Below are 16,281 nucleotides of genomic sequence, written 5' to 3'. Positions count from 1 at the left end.
GACGTCCTCCTAAGGGAGTCGGGAAAGGACGACCGCGGACTGGAACCCACCGAAGCCGCTACCGACGGACAGGACAGTGTCGAACCTGCCCTCCCTGGCGACCCGGGGCACGTAGTCCAGATCGCACTCGGGGTCGGGATTCTCCAGGTTGGCCGTCGGCGGGATGACGCCGTGCCGGATCGCCAGGACGCACGCGGCGAGTTCGATCGCGCCGATCGCCCCGAGCGAGTGGCCCACCATCGACTTGATGCCGCTCACCGGGACCTTGTAGGCGTGGGGACCGAGGCTGCGTTTGAACGCCGCGGTCTCGTGCCGGTCGTTCTGCTTGGTCCCCGATCCGTGCGCGTTGACGTAGCTCACGGCGCTGGGGTCCAGCCGGGCCTGGCGGAGCGCGTCGGTGATCGCCTCCGCCATCTCCGTGCCGTCCGGCAGCAGCCCGGTCATGTGGAAGGCGTTGCACCGGTTGGCGAAACCGCGGACCTCACAGAGGATGTCGGCCCCGCGCCGGCGGGCGTGCTCGTACTCCTCGAGGACCAGCATCGCCGCGCCCTCGCCCATGACGAACCCGTCGCGGGTCGCGTCGAACGGGCGTGACGCGTGCTCCGGGTCGTCGTTGCGCGCCGACGTCGCCCGGATCGCGTCGAAACACGCGATCGAGATCGCCGCGATCGGCGCGTCGCTCGCCCCCGCGAGGACGACGTCGGCGTCGCCGTCCTCGATGAGCATGTGGCCGTACCCGATCGCGTCCAGCCCGGACGTGCAACCGGTGGAGACCACCGCGGCCGGCCCGTGTGCCCGGAACCGGCACGCCACCTCGGTCGCGGCGCTGCTCGGCGCGATCGCATGGTACAGGAAGCGGCTGGCGTACCGGTCGTCGACGAGCCAGTGGCGCCCGCGGTCGCTGACGGCGAAGTACTCCTCCTGGAGCCGGATCGTCGCCCCGACCGCGCTGCCGATGCTCACCGCGACGGAGTCCGGGTCGTAGCCGGTGCCCGTCGCGAAGTCCAGGCCGCACTGCGCCACCGCCTCGTCGGCCGCCACCAGGGCGAGCTGCGTGAACCGGTCGTTGCGGAAGATCTCGTGCTCGGTCAGCCCGGCCCGCGCCGGGTCGAAGTCGCACTCCGCCGCCATCTGCGAACGAAAGCCCGTCGGGTCGAAGTGGGTGATCCGCCGGGTCGCCGTCCGCCCGGAGGTCAGCAACTGCCAGAAGTCCTTCCGGTTGCCCCCGCCCGGGGCGACGACGCCGACACCGGTCACCACGGTCCGGCGCCCGCCCGTGGTCACGTCGACGCTCCGTCTGGTAACGGTTCGGTGTCCACGTGTCCCAGCTCCGGGGACGGCGCTAACGGGCTGAGGTGGAAGACGAAGAAGGCCTCCGTGTCACCGGTGTTCATCAGGCGGTGGCGCACCCCGATCGGGACGAGCACGCCCTGCTCCGCCCGCAGCGGGTTGTCCTGGCCCTCCAGGCGCAGGGTGGCCGAGCCCTCGACGCAGAAGATGAACTCCTCCGAGTACGGGTGCAGGTGCTCCGTCACCACCTCGCCGGGCTTCAGCCGCAGCGTGCCGAGGAAGCCGGAGGTCGCGCCCACGGTCCCGGGCGACAGCAGGGTACGGATGTCGCCCCCGCGCCGCCGGTTGGCTGGCACGTCGTCCATCGACACGAACCTGATGGTGGAGGTCGCCGGACTGCCGGACTTCGTGGTCATGTTGTCTCCCCGCTGGTGGTGGTGTGTGGTTGTCAGACGTCGTGGTTCGGCGCGTGGCGCTCGGCCGCGAGCCGTTCGAGCTTGGTCCGGATCACGTCCATCTGGACCGCGGTGTTGGCGTTGATCCGCTCGGTCATCGCCGCCGTGTCGATCGGCGCCTCGGGGCGCATCCTGAAGTCCTGGACCCACCGCATCCGGGTGCCCTCCCGCTCGGGCGAGTAGGCCCACTCGATGTTCATGAACTCGAACGGCCCGGGCTCGACCCGGCGCGCGACCACCCGTTTGTGCTCCGGGTCGACGGTGCGCTCCGACACCCAGCTCCACACCTGGCCGTTCTCGTCGGGGTGCATCGTCAGCCGGAACCGCACGGTGTCGCGGTCCCGATGGATGATCTCGGCGGAGGCGTACTCCGTGAACAGCTCCGGCCAGCGCTCGACGTCGTTTGTCTCCGCCCAGACGAGGTCGAGGTCGGCGTTGATCAGGACGGAGTTGTCGACGTGGCCGACGGTCGGGGCGCTCACGAGACCCGCTCCTCAACGCGTGCGAGGTGACCGTTGACGCTGTCGAGGATCTCCCCGAAGGTGTACGTCAGCGGGCGGTCCACCGGGAGGTCGACGCCATAGCTGGCCTTGAGCTGGCCCTGGATGTGCAGGAACGCCAGCGAGTCCAGCCCAACGTCGCCGAACGTCAGCCGCGGGTCGTCGGTGACCTCCTGTTGCGGCAGGCCGACCCTGGTGACCAGGACCGTCATCAGATCGTCCATGGAGAACTGCTGTGTGGACATCGGTGTTCCTCTCCTTCGAAATGGCTGGGTCAACCGGTGATCGCGGCGACCAGGGACGTGTCGTGGGTTCCGGCGACGAACTCGGGGTGGTCGAGTACCGCGCGCAGGAAGTCGCGGTTGGTGCACACGCCGGGGCCCGCGACGTGCAGCTCGTCGAGCGCGCGCCGCATCCGGGCCAGCGCCTGGGGCCGGTCCGGCGCCCACACGGCGACCTTGGCCAGGAGCGGGTCGTAGGCGGCGGAGATCCGGCCGCCCACCTCAGCGTCGGTGTCGACCCGGACGAACGGCCCGCCCGGGGTGCGGAACTCGGTCAGCCGGCCGGGGGTGGGCATGAAGGCCCGGTCCGGGTCCTCGGCGTTGACCCGGCACTCGATCGCCACCCCCCGCGCCAGCAGGCCGGCCTGGGTCAGGCCCAGCGGCTCCCCCGCGGCGATCCGCAGCTGTTCGCGCACGAGGTCCACGCCGTGGGTGAGTTCGGTGACCGGATGCTCCACCTGGATCCGGCAGTTGACCTCCATGAAGTAGTAGCCGCCCAGGTCGTCGACGAGGAACTCGACCGTGCCGGCGCCCACGTAGCCGGCGGCCAGCACGCCGCGCAGGGCCGAGGCCCCCATCCGTCGGGCGAGGTCGGGCGGCAGCCCGGGGGCGGGGGTCTCCTCGATGAGCTTCTGGCGTCGGCGCTGGACGGAACAGTCCCGCTGTCCCAGGTGGACTCCACCGCCGTACCGGTCGCAGAGCACCTGGACCTCCACGTGGCGGGCGGACGGCAGGTACCGCTCGATGAACACCCGGTCGTCGCCGAACAGCGACCGTGCGGTGGCGCGCACCTCCCGGTACTGCCGGGGAAGTTCGCCCGGGTCGCTGACCACCTGCATGCCGCGGCCACCCCCGCCGGCCACCGCCTTGATGATGACGGGGTAGCCGACGTCGGCGGCCTCCTTCGCCGCGGCGTCCACGTCGGAGACCGGTTCGAGGCTGCCCGGCAGCATGGGCAGGCCCGCCCCGGCCATCGCCGCGCGCGCCGCGGACTTGTCACCGAGGCGCTCCATCACGGCGGCCGGCGGACCCACGAAGGTCAACCCGGACGCCTCGCACGCCTCGGCGAAGTCCGGCATCTCCGACAGGAAGCCGTAGCCGGGGTGCACCGCGTCGGCACCGGCGTGCAGGGCCGCCTCGATGATCCCGGACAGGTTCAGATAGCTGCCGCGGGCGGGCGCCGGACCGATGCACACGGCCTGGTCGGCGAACCGCACGACAGCCGAGTCGCTGTCCTCCGTGGAGTACACCGCGACCACGCGCAGGCCGAGTTCCCGACAGGTGCGGGCGATCCGCAACGCGATCTCGCCGCGGTTGGCGATGAGCACAGTGGTGAACATGGCGACCTCCCTATCCGGCGGGCTCCGGCACGAAGGCGAACAGCCGAGCGCCGAACTCGACCGGCGTGTTGTCCTCGACGAGCACGCGCGCCAACTGCCCGTCGAACTCCGCCTCCAGCGGGATCATCAGCTTCATCGCCTCGACGATGCCGATCTGCTGACCCCGCCGGACCTGGTCGCCCTCCGCGACGAAGGGCACGGCCCCCGGCTGCGGGGAGCGGTAGAACGTGCCGACGGTCGGCGAGCAGAAGTGCACGTGCCCACCGCCGGCCGGGGGTGAGTCGCACGCCGGATCAGCCGTGCGCCTCGCCGGGCGCGGTGCGGCGTCGGAGGAGTCCTGGACGCCGTAGACGTCGGTGGGGCCCGTCCACTCCAGCTCGAGGCACACGTCACCCGCGCGGATCCGTAGTGCCTTCGGCGGGGTGGTCACCTCCGCGAGGAGCTGCTGCGCGCTGCGGCGGACGTCGTCGAGCGCCTCCGCGAGCGGGCCCACGGCGACGTACGATTCGATGATCTCCGTCATCGGATGCCTCCTTCATTCCCGGACACGGCGGCCGCCGTGCCCACGGGGACGCCACTACGCGACCTGCCGTACTGACGGAACCTGGCACGTCGCAGAGCGACCAGGCGCGCGGAGTCCAGCGAGGCGAGGTCGGCCAGTTCGGCGCGGATCGCCGCGCCCAGCAGTGCGGCGGCCCCGGCGGGATCGGACTCGGCGCCACCGGGCGGCTCGGGTATCACCCCGTCCACCACGTGGAGTTCGAGCAGCGACCGGGCGTCCAACCGCAGCGCCTCGGCGGCCTTCGGGGCCGCGGCCGGCTCCCGCCACAGGATCGCCGCGCATCCCTCGGGGCTGATCACGGTGTACACACCGTTCTCCATGATCAGTACGCGGTCGGCGACCGCGATGGCCAGCGCGCCCCCGCTGCATCCCTCCCCCGTGATCACGGTGACCACGGGCACCGGCAACGCCCCCATCAGGCGGAGGTTCTCGGCGATCGCCGTCGCCTGCCCCTGCAGTTCGGCGTCGAGCCCCGGGTGCGCCCCGGGCGTGTCGACCAGTGTCACCACCGGCAGCCCCCACTTGGCCGCGAGCCGCATCAGCCGTCCGGCCTTGCGGTAGCCCGCCGGGGACGGCATGCCGTAGTCGTGGGCGAGCAGTTCGGCGGCGGTGTGGCCCTTCTCGTGGCCGATGACGACGACCGACTCCCCGCCGAGCCGCCCGACCCCGCCGATGATCGCCGGGCAGTCGCCGCCGATCCGGTCGCCGTGCAGTTCCTCGAAGCCGTCGAGCATCATGTGCAGGTAGTCCGACGTCGTCGGCCGGCCGATGTCGCGGGCCCGCCGGACCGCGTCCCACGCCGGTCGCTGGGACAGCAGCGTCGCGTCCCGGACGGCGACCTGGACCACCGGTTCCGCAGGCGGGGAACCGCCCCGCCGGGTGCCGATCGACAGGAGTCTGCCCAACCGGCCGCGTACCTCGGAGCGCGGACACACCTGGTCGATGAAGCCGCGTTCCAGCAGCGCCTCGGCGGTCTGGAACGCGGGGGGCAGTTCCTGGCCGATCGTCTGGGCGATCACCCGCGGCCCGGCGAACCCGAGCCTGGCACCGGGTTCGGCGAGCAGGATGTCGCCGAGCATCGCGAACGACGCGGCGACGCCGCCGTACGTGGGGTCGGTGATCAGGCAGATCGTGACAAGGCCGGCGCTGTCGAGCTGGGTGATCGCCTGCGTCGTCTTCACCATCTGCATCAGGCCGATGACGCCCTCCTGCATCCGCACCCCGCCGGAGGCGGTCACGAGAAGCAGCGCCGACCGGTCGGCCAGGGCCGTCTCGGCGGCGAGGGTGATGCTCTCGCCGACGACGCCGCCGAGGCTGCCGCCCATGAAGCGGAAGTCCATCACCACGGCGACCACGGGCGTGTCGGTGATCCGCAGCCGGGCGCACACGACGGCGTCGGACATGTCCGTCGCAGAGCGCGCGTCGGCTAGGCGACTCGGGTAGGGCACCTTGTCGACGAAGGAGAGCGGATCACCGGGCGGCACGTCGAAGTCGAGGAGCTCCACAGTGCCGGGATCGGCGAACAGCGCGAGCCGCTCGGTGGCCGTCAACGGACCATAATGGGCGCATTGTGGGCAAATATTGCCGTTACGCGTCCAAAGCTTCCCATAGGTGACGGCGTGGCACCCAGCGCAGAGTACCCAATCGGGGGTCTCGGGTCTGGTCACGACATTCCTCTCCGTTACGCGGACAGCCGTGCTGTTACTGGCGAGCGCGGAGCATTTGTACTGGTTATGTAAGGATCATTCTCCGCGCTGACTCGAACTTGGCTCGAGTTCAACTTGAGAACCGGCAGAAAACCGAGAAACCATCGACGATCGTGGCCCGCAGGTAACATTCGCTGTGAGGCCGGTGAAAGAGCAGTTGGGAGTACATACGGGCTGATGCGGCCCGAGGATTGGGCGATGCGCATTCGGGGGAAGCAATGGACTTTCAGGTACTCGGTCAGCTCGCGGTGCGCTCCGGCACCACCACCGGCCGATTGACTGCGCCCAAACCCCGCAAGGTCCTCGCGCTACTCCTCGTGCAGGCGAACCACATCGTGCCGGTCGAGACGCTCAGCGTGGAACTCTGGGGCGACGAGCCGCCGGCGAGCGCCCTGACCACCATTCAGACCTATGTCCTCCAGATCCGCCGGATGCTCGCCCGCCTGACGGAGCTCAGCTCGGCCCAGATCGCCCGCGACGTCCTGGCCACCGCGTCCGACGGGTACCAGTTCCACGTCGGGCCCGGCCAGCTCGACCTGCACGAGTTCGAACGGCTCACCGCCAGCGGCCGGCGCGAACTCAGCCGCGGGGACTACGCCGAGGGCTCCCGACAGCTGGGGCGGGCACTGGCGCTGTGGCACGACTCGGCGCTCGCCGACGTCCGGGTCGGGCCGGTGCTGAAGGTCGAGGTGCACCGGCTCGAGGAGGAACGCCTCGCCGTCTGGCAGCAGCGCATCGACGCCGAGCTGCGCCTGGACCGCCACCACGCGGTGCTCGGCGAACTGGGCAGCCTCGCGGCCCGCCATCCGCTGCATGAGGACCTCCAGGCGCAGTACATGGTCGCGCTGTGCCACGCGGGGCGGCGGACGGAGGCGCTGGAGGCGTTCCACCGGCTGCGGACCACGCTGCGGGAGGATCTCGGGCTGGAGCCCTCGCAACGGATCCACCAGCTCCAGCACTCCATCCTGACGGCGGACCCCGGCCTGGACCGGTAGCACCGGCCGAGTGGGCCCGGCACCCTGTGGTTGGTACCCGGAATATTCTCCGCGCTCCCCTGTTGAGCTATATGCAAACGCATATAGCTGCCGGCCCGCCGGCACGTGGGAAGAAGGTGCACCGTGCAGTTCGGCGTGTTCTCCGTGAGCGACATCACCCGCGACCCGGTCTCGGGCTCCACGCCGAGCGAGGCGGAGCGGATCGACGCGATCGTGCGGATCGCGAAGAAGACCGAGGAGGTCGGCCTGGACGTGTTCGCCATCGGCGAGCACCACAACCCGCCGTTCTTCTCCTCCTCCCCCACGACGCTGCTGGCCTACCTCGCCGCGAGCACCGAGCGGCTGATCCTGTCGACGGCGACGACCCTGATCACCACCAACGACCCCGTCCGGCTCGCCGAGGAGTACGCGATGCTCCAGCACCTGGCGAAGGGGCGGATGGACCTGATGCTCGGCCGGGGCAACACCGCCCCGGTGTACCCGTGGTTCGGCCAGGACCTCCGCGAGGGGCTGCCGCTGGCGCTGGAGAACTACAACCTGCTGCACCGGCTGTGGCGGGAGGACGTCGTCGACTGGGAAGGCAGGTACCGCACGCCGTTGCAGGGGTTCACGTCCACGCCGCGCCCGCTCGACGGGGTGCCGCCGTTCGTGTGGCACGGCTCGATCCGCACGCCCGAGATCGCCGAGCAGGCCGCGTACTACGGCAACGGCTTCTTCGCCAACAACATCTTCTGGCCGAAGGAGCACTACGTCCGCCTGATCGAGTTCTACCGCCAGCGCTTCGCCCACCACGGTCACGGCACCCCCCAGCAGGCCATCGTCGGCCTCGGCGGCCAGGCGTTCCTCGCCCGCCGGTCCCAGGACGCGATCCGCGAGTTCCGGCCGTACTTCAACGAGGCCCCCGTCTACGGGCACGGCCCGTCGATGGAGGACGTCATGGCGCAGACGCCGCTGTCGGTCGGCAGCCCGCAGGAGGTGATCGACAAGACCCTGACCTTCCGCGAGCACTTCGGCGACTACCAGCGCCAACTGTTCCTGATGGACCACGCCGGCCTGCCGCTCAAGACCGTGCTCAACCAGCTGGACCTGCTCGGCGAGGAGGTCGTGCCGGTGCTGCGCAAGGAACTCGCCGCCCGCCGCGCGCCCGGGGTCGCCGACGCCCCGACGCACGCCGACCGGGTGCGGGCGCTGCACGGCGACGGCGTGCCGCGTCAGGTGCGCCCCAACGCCAACCGGGGAGACAACGTCACCGGCGCGTCGCCCTACCAGGAGTCGTGATGACCGCCAACAGCGCGTGGGAGGCGCTGATGGCCGCCCACGCCACGTTGTCGAGGGAGTTCGCCACCCAGGACACCTGGCGGGAGCTGAGCAGACGGGAGTACGACGCGGTGTACACCCTGTCGAAGTGCCCGGCACCGATCAGCGTCAGTGAGCTGCACCGGCACGTCCTGCTCAGCCAGCCGGCGCTGTCCCGCCTCGTGGACCGCCTCGTCGAGCGGGGCCTCGTGCAACGTTCGGCCGATCCCGGCGACGGGCGCGTCGTCCTGGTGTCCCTCACCGACCACGGCCGCGACACCCAACGCCACGTCGGTCGCCAGCACGCGCGCAACGTCGCCCGCGCCGTCACCAGCAGGCTCAGCCCCGAGGAACTCGGCCAGCTGGAAGCCCTGTGCCGCAAACTCGCCCTAAGGACATCAGCATGACCGTGTACCGCCTGGCCGTCGTCTCGGCCGGAGCCAGCGACCCGTCCTCGACCCGAATGCTCGCCGACCGGATCGCCCGGCGGGTCACCGCGCTCGCCGGGCAGCGCGGGCACGACACGGCGGTCACCGTCGTCGACCTGCGCGCACTGGCCAGCGAGATCACCGCGGCCCTGGTCTCCCGGATCCAGGGTCCGAAACTGCGGCAGGCCGTCGCCGCACTCGGCGAGGCGGACGGCATCGTCGTCAGCACCCCGGTCTACGCCGCCGGCGCCAGCGGCCTGTTGACGTCGTTCTTCCAGATCCTCGACAGCGACCTGCTCATCGCCAAGCCGGTGATCGTCGCCGCGACGGCCGGCACCGCCCGCCACTCGCTGGTCGTCGACGAGCAGCTGCGGTCCCTGTTCGCCTACCTGCGCGCCCTGACCGTGCCGACGTCGGTGTTCGCCGCGCCGGAGGACCACAACGCCCCGGAACTCGGCCGGCGACTCGACCGGGCCGCGTTCGAGCTGGTCCTGCTGATGGAGAGCGGTTTCGCCCAGGCGGTGCGCGACGAGTCCTGGCACACCTACCAGCACGAGTTCGGGAGCGCGGGCGGCACGGAGGTGTCCATCGATCTCGACTCCGACCTGATGCGGCTGGCCACGGGCGGATCGGCGCGAGAATCCGGTGGCGGCGACGAGCTGCCGGCCGTAGCTTCGTCGGCGTGACCGCTCACCGCACCATGATCGCCGTGATGACCGGGGCCGGTATCTCCACCGACTCCGGCATCCCCGACTACCGCGGCCCGGGTGGCCTCTGGCGACAGGACCCGGCCGCGGCGGAACTCGTCACCCTCGGCCCCTACCTGGCCGACCCGGACGTCCGGCGACGCGCCTGGCGGATGCGGCTCGACGTCGGCGCGCACGCCGCGCGACCCAACGCCGGACACCTCGCCCTCGCCGAACTGGAACGCAGCGGACTGCCGATCCGGGTACTCACCCAGAACGTGGACGGCCTGCACCAGCGCTCCGGGCTGCCCCCACACAAGGTGCTCGAGCTGCACGGCACCGCCACCCAGGTGCGGTGCGCGCGGTGCCAGGTCCACAGCGGAATGACCGAGGCGCTCGACCGGGTCGTCGCGGGAGAGGACGATCCGGCGTGCCGTGCGTGTGGCGGCGTGTTGCGGCCCTGCACGGTGATGTTCGGCGAGCCGCTCGACTCGACGGTCATCGAGCAGGCCGAGATCATCGCCCAGGCGTGCGACGTGTTCCTCGCGATCGGCAGCAGCCTGCAGGTGTACCCGGCGGCGGCCCTGCCGTTGATCGCGGTGAGAGGCGGCGCCCGGCTGATCGTCGTCAACGCCGAGCCCACCCCGTACGACGAGCTCGCCGCCGAGGTGGTCCGCGAGCCGATCTCCGCAGCCCTCCCCGCCCTGGTCCGACGCCTCGTCGCCGGCGTCTGACAGGGAAGGGCCCTCGACGGGTCAGGACAGGGTGACGGTGGCCTTGTGGGTGGCGCCAGCGCTGCCCGCCGTGGTGACCTTCAGCACGAGCGACGCACCGGTCGACACGACCGTCACCGTCGAGTCCCTGCTGGTGACCGCGGAGACCGCCCGGTTCCAGGTGAGCGTGACCTCGCCGACGTTCTGCTGCGGGTCGGCGAGGCAGACGGTGGCCTGGTTCCCGGTGACCCGGACCAGGACCGCGCACGGCTGGTCGACCATGACGCCACCGATCGGGCCGAGGGGCACCGACCAGTAGTTGATCGCGGTCACGCCCTTCGAGGGGATCTGGACCGCCTGCTGGTAGCGGGTGTTGTTGAGAATGGTCATCCAACCCGGGTCGGCGGCGCGGGCCTGGGTGGCTGCGCTGGTGGCGACGGGCATCAACTGGTAGGCGTAGGAACCGTTGGTCGGGTTGGTCCCGTGGTCGACCCACAGGGTGAGGTACTTGCGGCTCAGGGCGGTGGTGGCTCCGTTCACGTTGATGTCGTGCCAGGCCCCTGTCCTGTCCTCCCGCACACCCTTGATCGTCGCCCCGCCGGGGAAGACGTACCCGGCGAAGGGGTTGTGGGCCCAGCTCGTCGCCGTGAAGGTGCCGCTGGATCCCACGGTCGTCAGTTGGGCGGTGCCGTTGACCAGGAAGGCCTGGGTGCCGGTACCCGAACCGAGATTGCGATTGTCCACGATCGACTCCACTGCGTAGCCGTCGGTGGAGGTGATGCCGGCCCCGAGGCAGATCACGGTGTCGTCCAGGCAGATCCACGACTTCTTGGCCTGCAGCGTGGACTGGGCTCCCTGGCAGGACTGGCCAACCACGGCGTACTCGCCGTCCGTGGCCCCGCCGGCCCAGCGGGCGGTCGGCATCAGCCCGCCCCACGCCGGCCCCGCGGCGTCCGGCAGCGGCTTGCGGGACACCGTGGTGCCGGGCAGCCGGTAGGGGTCGACGGTGGGCCAGAACGCGTCGCTGAACTGGCCGTTGCCAGTGGTGGCGCCCCAGGTGTAGACCATGCCGTTGCTGGTGTGCCAGCCGCGCACGTTCTCCCCGTTGCCGTGCTCGTAGAACGAGGTGCGGGTCGAGCACATGCTGATCGCCAGCGCCCACCCGGGCCGGCGGTGCGTCACCCGGTCCATGCCGCCGAAGATCCGGCTACCCACCGGCTCGGCGATCGGGCTCACCGAGGTGTCGTCGAGCACGGCCTTGGCCCGGGCCAGCGCCGGCACCGCCAGAGTCAGGTCCGCCAGGGGCGGGCTCCAGTAGTCGCGCTGGTACCAGCCCTTGGCCAGCCCCCGCCACCGGGCCCGCTCCGCCGGGGAGGCCGCGTCAGCGAGGACCAGGATGCCGTTGATGACACTGTGGCCCCGGCGGTGGTCGTCACCCTGGATCCGCAACGGGTCCAGCGTCGCGATCCCCCGGCTGATACCCCGGCCGGTGACGCCGTCCATGACCAGGCCGTTGAACAGGAACGGCGCGTAGGACCTCTCCACCGTGTCGAGGAAGATCTGCCGGTTCGGGTCGGTGACCGCCCAGGTCGAGCCGGCCAGCAGCGACAACAGCTCGGCCAGCGCGTTGATCAGCACGGCGCCGTAGGCTCCGGCGTACGGGATGACCGTGTGCTGGATGAACGAGCCGTCCCGGTAGAACCCGTCACCGGCCGTAACGTACGGGAACACCGGCGACAGGGCGTCACGGGCCAGGGCGACCTTCGCGGCGTCGCGGCCGAGGATGCCGCGCAGCGCCGTGCTCATGCACAGGTCGACCCGGTTCGCCCCGGTACTGGTCCCCGAGTAGCTGTCATACCGCGAGTCCGGGATGTAGTGGTCCACCGCCGCCAACCAGGTGGCGATCTGGGCACCGCTCAGCTGGTCGGCGAGGACGCACAGGATGCCCAGCAGGGTCTGCGGCGTGCCGATCTGCCAGTCCCACCAGTTGTTGTAGCTGGTGCCGCCCGCCGTGTAGGCGTGGGCGCCCAGGTAGTCCAGGCCGGTCCTGATGTCGGCGAGCAGGCCCGGGTCGCCGGTCAGCGCGGTGCCCGGCATCGCCCAGGCGAGGGTCAGCACGTTGAGTCGACGGTAACTGGCCGTGACGTTGGCCGAGACCGAGCCGAGCGGCAGGTCCGGCCACAGCGCGGTGGTGCCGGTCGGGGCCATCGCCGTCCGGTACTGGCCTGCGATCTGGGCCTGGTTGGCCAACTGGGTCGCGAAGGGCTCGACCGCGGGGTCGTAACCGGTTCCTACCAGAAGGCCCGCCCAGCGCTGGCGCAGGGTGTCGTACTCGTCGGCCGCCCGGGCCGGAGTCTGAGAAAGTCCCACCACAGCAGCTGTTGTCCCCCCGATGGCGATGAGCAGGTTACGGCGCGACAGCTCCATGGATCCACTCCCTGGCATAGAAACCGTTTACCCCGTGTCGGCCACGTTAGCCAGGTGTCGCGGGTCACACAAGAGGGCGACGCGACAGCGGCACATTTTCCGACCACACCGGCTCGTCCCAGCCCACCGTCACGGTGCCGAAACGTGTTCTCCCAGCCAGACGGCATCTCCCGTGTCCCACGGTGTCCCACGGACCACGCGCGGCCCGACACCCGGATGGTCAGATCACTTCCGCCACGACGTTCCCAGGAACGGACGCCCCGAACAGAAGGAGTTGGACATGAACACCCAGATCGACGCGAATCCGCGAAGCGCCCCCCGGCAGCGGCCCGAGGCCCGCCGGAAGCGCTCCGTCCTGAACGGCTCGCTCTGGCTACTCCAGGTACTGGGCGGCTTCTTCTTCGCCGGCAGCGGCTTCGGCAAGGTCCTGCTCTACGACAACGCCCTCTACGCCGCAGCACCCCGGGCCGTCGCCTGGTACGCGGCGGTCCCCCAGCCCCTGATCGTGTTCATCGGCCTCGTCGAGGTACTCGGCGGGATCGGCCTGATCCTGCCGACGATGACCAGAGTCCTGCCGAGGCTGACACCGCTCGCCGGCGCGGGCCTCGCACTGACAATGGCCCTCGCGGCCGGCTTCCACGTCCTGCGCGGCGAGTTCGCACTGGTGCCCGCCACCCTCATCCTGGGTGCCATAGCGGCATGCGTCGCGGTCGGACGGCACTGCCGCGAACCCGTCGAACCCGGGCCGCTCACCACCGCCCGTGTCCTCGCCTCGTGCGCGGTCGTCACAGCGCTGATCCTGCTGGTGTTCGCCCCGACCTGGTACACGATGACACACACCCGGTTCTGACGCTCCCGGCCGCGAGCAAGGGTCCCCGTCGCCGTGACGCGTGATCCGCGCAGGGCCGCCGGGCGGATAGCCAACCCTCGTTCGACCCGACGCAACCCGCGCGTAACCCCACGATCGACCCTTGACGCATTCCCTGCGAGGCATCGATCGCCGTACGGTCCTGTCCATCGGGTAGGGCGGCGGTCGACGCCCCGGCGAGACGGCCCTTCCCGGAACCCGACGACGCGGTCGGGGGTACGCCCCTCGCCCCGGGCCGCGTCGTCGGGTTCCGGGAACCCACCCCTCAACCACCGGGAGTACTCCGTGTTGCACAGTCCTGTCCGCCGAACACTCCTGATCGGCGTCACCGTCGCCCTGGCCATGGCCGGCGCGACCTCCGCGTGGGCCGCCGTCGGCCGGTCGCCGGCACCGGTCGCCGACCCCGCCCCGCCCCGGGCCGACACGCCCTACAACTCCAAGCGGGGCACGTTCGTGGCCCCCGACCAGGCGACGGTCGCCGCCGCTCAGCGGGCCGGCTGGGCCGCCGGTACCCGCGCGTACTTCGTGATCTCCGCACCCGCCGACGTGGCCGCGGCGGAGAAGGCCGTGACCGACAACAGCGGCACGGTCTTCGCCTCCTACGACGCGATCGGCGTCCAGGTCGCGCACTCCACCTCGACCGGCTTCGCCGCTGCCGTCCGCCAGGTCGCCGGCGTGCAGAAGGTCGGGGCGACCCGCACCTCCGACGTGCCGCCCGCCGCCTACAACCCCACGATCCCAGCGTCCCCGAGCCAGTCCACCGGCACCACCACCGAGTCGACCCGCTGGGACATGACCATGGTCAACGCCGACAAGGCGTGGGCCGTCAACCCGGGATCCTCCGACGTCGTCGTCGGTGACCTCGACACCGGCGTCGACGACCAGCACCAGGACCTCAAGCCCAACTTCGACGCGGCGCGCTCGGTGTCGTGCGCCTACGGCAGGACCGACACCCGCGAGGGCGCCTGGCGTCCCGTGCAGGAACACGGCACCCACACCGCCGGCACCATCGCCGCGGCCAAGAACGGCAAGGGCGTCATCGGCGTCGCACCGGGCGTGCGGATCGCCTCGGTCCGGATCGCCGAACCCGAGGGTCAGAACCTGTTCTTCCCGGAGAACACCGTCTGCGGGTTCATGTGGTCGGCGGACAAGGGCATCAAGGTCACCAACAACAGCTACTACACCGACCCGTGGCTGTTCAACTGCCCCAGCGACCCCGACCAGGGCGCGATCCTCGAGGCGTCCAAGCGGGCCGTCGCCTACGCCGAGGGCAAGGGCGTCATCAACGTCGCCGCCGCCGGCAACGAGTCCTACGACCTGGCTGACAAGAAGTCCGACAGCAAGAGCCCCGACGACTCGACGACCACCAACCGTTCGGTCACCAACGACTGCCTGCAGATCCCCGGCGAACTGCCCGGCGTCATCTCGGTGTCGTCGATCGACGACCAGAAGGCCAAGTCCTCCTTCTCCAACTACGGCACCGGGAAGATCCACGTCACCGCCCCCGGCAGCAACGTGTACTCCACCACGCCCGGCGGAAACTACTCCACCATGAGCGGCACCTCCATGGCCTCCCCGCACGTCGCCGGGGTCATGGCGCTCATCGCCAGCGCCAACCCCGGCATCTCCCCGGCCGACGCCCGGGCGAAACTCGCCACCCAGGCCATGGACCTGCCCTGCCGGTCGTCGGACTTCTCCTGCACCGGATCCGCGGGATTGAACTCCTACTACGGCGAGGGCATCGCCGACGCCGCCAAGGCGGTCGGGGGCGGCACGTCCCCGTCGCCGAGCCCCACCGCGTCCCCGACCACGTCCCCGAGCCCGAGTCCGACCACGTCTCCGAGCCCGACCACCAGTCCCAGCCCGACCCCGCCCGGGTCGTGCACGGTCGCGGCCTGGAGTGCGAGCACGATCTACTGGAGCGATGATCAGGTCGCCTACCAGGGCCGCAGGTGGAAGGCCCTGCAGCTCAACTACAACCAGCGGCCCGGCACCTCCGGGCCGTGGGGAGTGGTGTGGCAGGATCTCGGTCCCTGCTGACCCGGTGAGGACAGGGCGCCGGCCGCTGGCCGGCGCCCTGTCCTGCCCGGTCTTCCGCTAGTAATTGGCGAACTCCTCGGTGTCGCGCCCGACCTCGTCGAGGAAGTCCCCGTAAGTGATGTGAGGTTCAGGAACGTGTACGCGGACAGCTGTGTGCCATCGGTCGTTTCCTCGGCTGAGGGTGACGTCGAAGACGGCCCATCCGTAGCCGTCAACGACGTGTCCGTCGAACGTCAGGTCGGTTCCTCTGAAGACTTCACGCCACTGGAGCGCGAGCCCGCGTTGCCCGTGGTCGCCAGAGGTGACGGCGACGAGATCTGATTCCTGACGCACGCGGATCTCGACGGTATCGAGTTCGTTGGGACCGCCTGTGCAGGTCACGGTGAAGTATGACCATTCGGCGCAGCACCAGTGGTGGTTATCCCAGGTCAGGGAAATGCGGGGCGCGTTGGCCTGAGCATCCAGGGCTAGTAGTCGTTGCAGTTCGCAAGCCGCGACCGCTGCGGTGGCCTCCATAGCCGCGGCCTGACGCTCCGCAGCGGCGGCCTGACGGTCTGCGGTTCGCGCCTGACGCCAGATGACTATTAACGTCCCCATCGCGACCGCCAGGCTCGCCTTCGCGAGATCAAAATCGAACCACACAGAGCCCGTCCCTCCACACCAACCCCCGACCGCCCGGCCGACCTATGCCAGG

At 70.6% G+C, this 16,281-nt stretch carries 16 protein-coding genes; 7 read left to right on the top strand and 9 right to left on the bottom strand.

Going from position 1 to position 16,281, the window contains the following annotated elements:
- Positions 1-9 precede the first annotated feature (9 nt).
- Genes IW245_RS02720 through accA form a run of 7 tightly spaced genes read right to left on the bottom strand, consistent with a single transcriptional unit; the run spans position 10 to position 6,095 of the window.
- On the bottom strand, positions 10-1,284 hold the full coding sequence (locus IW245_RS02720) for a beta-ketoacyl-[acyl-carrier-protein] synthase family protein (RefSeq protein ID WP_233473195.1): 1,275 nt from the start codon (positions 1,282-1,284) through the stop codon (positions 10-12).
- Entirely contained in the window at positions 1,281-1,706 is a 426-nt protein-coding gene (locus IW245_RS02715; protein ID WP_197001613.1) for a cupin domain-containing protein, read from the bottom strand. Before IW245_RS02715 ends, IW245_RS02720 begins: the two co-directional genes overlap by 4 nt.
- 32 nt (positions 1,707-1,738) lie before the next feature.
- Positions 1,739-2,227, bottom strand: a complete 489-nt coding sequence (locus tag IW245_RS02710) for an SRPBCC family protein (RefSeq protein ID WP_197001612.1) — start codon at positions 2,225-2,227, stop codon at positions 1,739-1,741.
- Positions 2,224-2,490 (bottom strand): acyl carrier protein, encoded by a 267-nt coding sequence (locus IW245_RS02705; RefSeq protein WP_197001611.1) that lies wholly within the window; start codon positions 2,488-2,490, stop codon positions 2,224-2,226. The genes IW245_RS02710 and IW245_RS02705 overlap by 4 nt, the downstream gene beginning before the upstream one ends.
- Positions 2,491-2,519: 29 nt before the next feature.
- On the bottom strand, positions 2,520-3,866 hold the full coding sequence (locus IW245_RS02700; RefSeq protein WP_197001610.1) for an acetyl-CoA carboxylase biotin carboxylase subunit: 1,347 nt from the start codon (positions 3,864-3,866) through the stop codon (positions 2,520-2,522).
- 10 nt (positions 3,867-3,876) lie between these two features.
- A complete protein-coding gene (locus IW245_RS02695; RefSeq protein WP_197001609.1) occupies positions 3,877-4,389 on the bottom strand; it encodes an acetyl-CoA carboxylase biotin carboxyl carrier protein in 513 nt (170 codons plus the stop codon).
- Positions 4,386-6,095 (bottom strand): acetyl-CoA carboxylase carboxyltransferase subunit alpha/beta, encoded by a 1,710-nt coding sequence (gene accA / locus IW245_RS02690; RefSeq protein ID WP_197001608.1) that lies wholly within the window; start codon positions 6,093-6,095, stop codon positions 4,386-4,388. The genes IW245_RS02695 and accA overlap by 4 nt, the downstream gene beginning before the upstream one ends.
- A 257-nt stretch (positions 6,096-6,352) precedes the next feature.
- On the opposite strand from accA, the gene IW245_RS02685 reads away from it, so the two are divergent.
- From IW245_RS02685 to IW245_RS02665, 5 genes are all read left to right on the top strand, one after another.
- Entirely contained in the window at positions 6,353-7,129 is a 777-nt protein-coding gene (locus IW245_RS02685) for an AfsR/SARP family transcriptional regulator (protein ID WP_197001607.1), read from the top strand.
- Positions 7,130-7,252: 123 nt separating this feature from the next.
- Positions 7,253-8,407, top strand: a complete 1,155-nt coding sequence (locus IW245_RS02680; protein WP_197001606.1) for an LLM class flavin-dependent oxidoreductase — start codon at positions 7,253-7,255, stop codon at positions 8,405-8,407.
- Entirely contained in the window at positions 8,407-8,832 is a 426-nt protein-coding gene (locus IW245_RS02675; RefSeq protein ID WP_197001605.1) for a MarR family winged helix-turn-helix transcriptional regulator, read from the top strand. The genes IW245_RS02680 and IW245_RS02675 overlap by 1 nt, the downstream gene beginning before the upstream one ends.
- Positions 8,829-9,539: a CE1759 family FMN reductase gene (locus IW245_RS02670; RefSeq protein ID WP_197001604.1), complete on the top strand. Its 711-nt coding sequence runs from the start codon at positions 8,829-8,831 to the stop codon at positions 9,537-9,539. Before IW245_RS02675 ends, IW245_RS02670 begins: the two co-directional genes overlap by 4 nt.
- On the top strand, positions 9,536-10,273 hold the full coding sequence (locus IW245_RS02665; protein WP_233473194.1) for an SIR2 family NAD-dependent protein deacylase: 738 nt from the start codon (positions 9,536-9,538) through the stop codon (positions 10,271-10,273). The genes IW245_RS02670 and IW245_RS02665 overlap by 4 nt, the downstream gene beginning before the upstream one ends.
- A gap of 21 nt (positions 10,274-10,294) precedes the next feature.
- Here the strand turns inward: IW245_RS02665 and IW245_RS02660 are convergent, their stop codons facing one another.
- A complete protein-coding gene (locus tag IW245_RS02660; protein ID WP_307788859.1) occupies positions 10,295-12,622 on the bottom strand; it encodes a polysaccharide lyase 8 family protein in 2,328 nt (775 codons plus the stop codon).
- A 337-nt stretch (positions 12,623-12,959) separates the two neighbouring features.
- On the opposite strand from IW245_RS02660, the gene IW245_RS02655 reads away from it, so the two are divergent.
- Positions 12,960-13,529: a DoxX family protein gene (locus IW245_RS02655; RefSeq protein WP_197001603.1), complete on the top strand. Its 570-nt coding sequence runs from the start codon at positions 12,960-12,962 to the stop codon at positions 13,527-13,529.
- A 303-nt stretch (positions 13,530-13,832) separates the two neighbouring features.
- The gene (locus IW245_RS02650) at positions 13,833-15,587 is read left to right on the top strand and encodes a S8 family peptidase (protein ID WP_233473193.1); all 1,755 of its coding nucleotides are present in this window, start codon (positions 13,833-13,835) and stop codon (positions 15,585-15,587) included.
- Between the two features lie 57 nt (positions 15,588-15,644).
- Here the strand turns inward: IW245_RS02650 and IW245_RS02645 are convergent, their stop codons facing one another.
- Complete coding sequence (locus IW245_RS02645) at positions 15,645-16,229, bottom strand: hypothetical protein (RefSeq protein ID WP_197001602.1); 585 nt, start codon at positions 16,227-16,229, stop codon at positions 15,645-15,647.
- Positions 16,230-16,281 lie beyond the last annotated feature (52 nt).

This window comes from Longispora fulva (assembly GCF_015751905.1).
Lineage (GTDB): Bacteria > Actinomycetota > Actinomycetes > Mycobacteriales > Micromonosporaceae > Longispora > Longispora fulva.
Note: the sequence above shows the minus strand (reverse complement) of the source record. Positions and strands in the feature narration are given on the sequence as shown.

Coding starts and splice junctions, on each gene's coding strand:
- IW245_RS02670 (WP_197001604.1), top strand. CDS start 8,829: ATGACCGTGTACCGCCTGGCCGTCGTCTCGGCCGGAGCCAGCGACCCG.
- IW245_RS02675 (WP_197001605.1), top strand. CDS start 8,407: ATGACCGCCAACAGCGCGTGGGAGGCGCTGATGGCCGCCCACGCCACG.
- IW245_RS02705 (WP_197001611.1), bottom strand. CDS start 2,490: ATGTCCACACAGCAGTTCTCCATGGACGATCTGATGACGGTCCTGGTC.
- IW245_RS02700 (WP_197001610.1), bottom strand. CDS start 3,866: ATGTTCACCACTGTGCTCATCGCCAACCGCGGCGAGATCGCGTTGCGG.
- IW245_RS02695 (WP_197001609.1), bottom strand. CDS start 4,389: ATGACGGAGATCATCGAATCGTACGTCGCCGTGGGCCCGCTCGCGGAG.
- IW245_RS02715 (WP_197001613.1), bottom strand. CDS start 1,706: ATGACCACGAAGTCCGGCAGTCCGGCGACCTCCACCATCAGGTTCGTG.
- IW245_RS02685 (WP_197001607.1), top strand. CDS start 6,353: ATGGACTTTCAGGTACTCGGTCAGCTCGCGGTGCGCTCCGGCACCACC.
- IW245_RS02655 (WP_197001603.1), top strand. CDS start 12,960: ATGAACACCCAGATCGACGCGAATCCGCGAAGCGCCCCCCGGCAGCGG.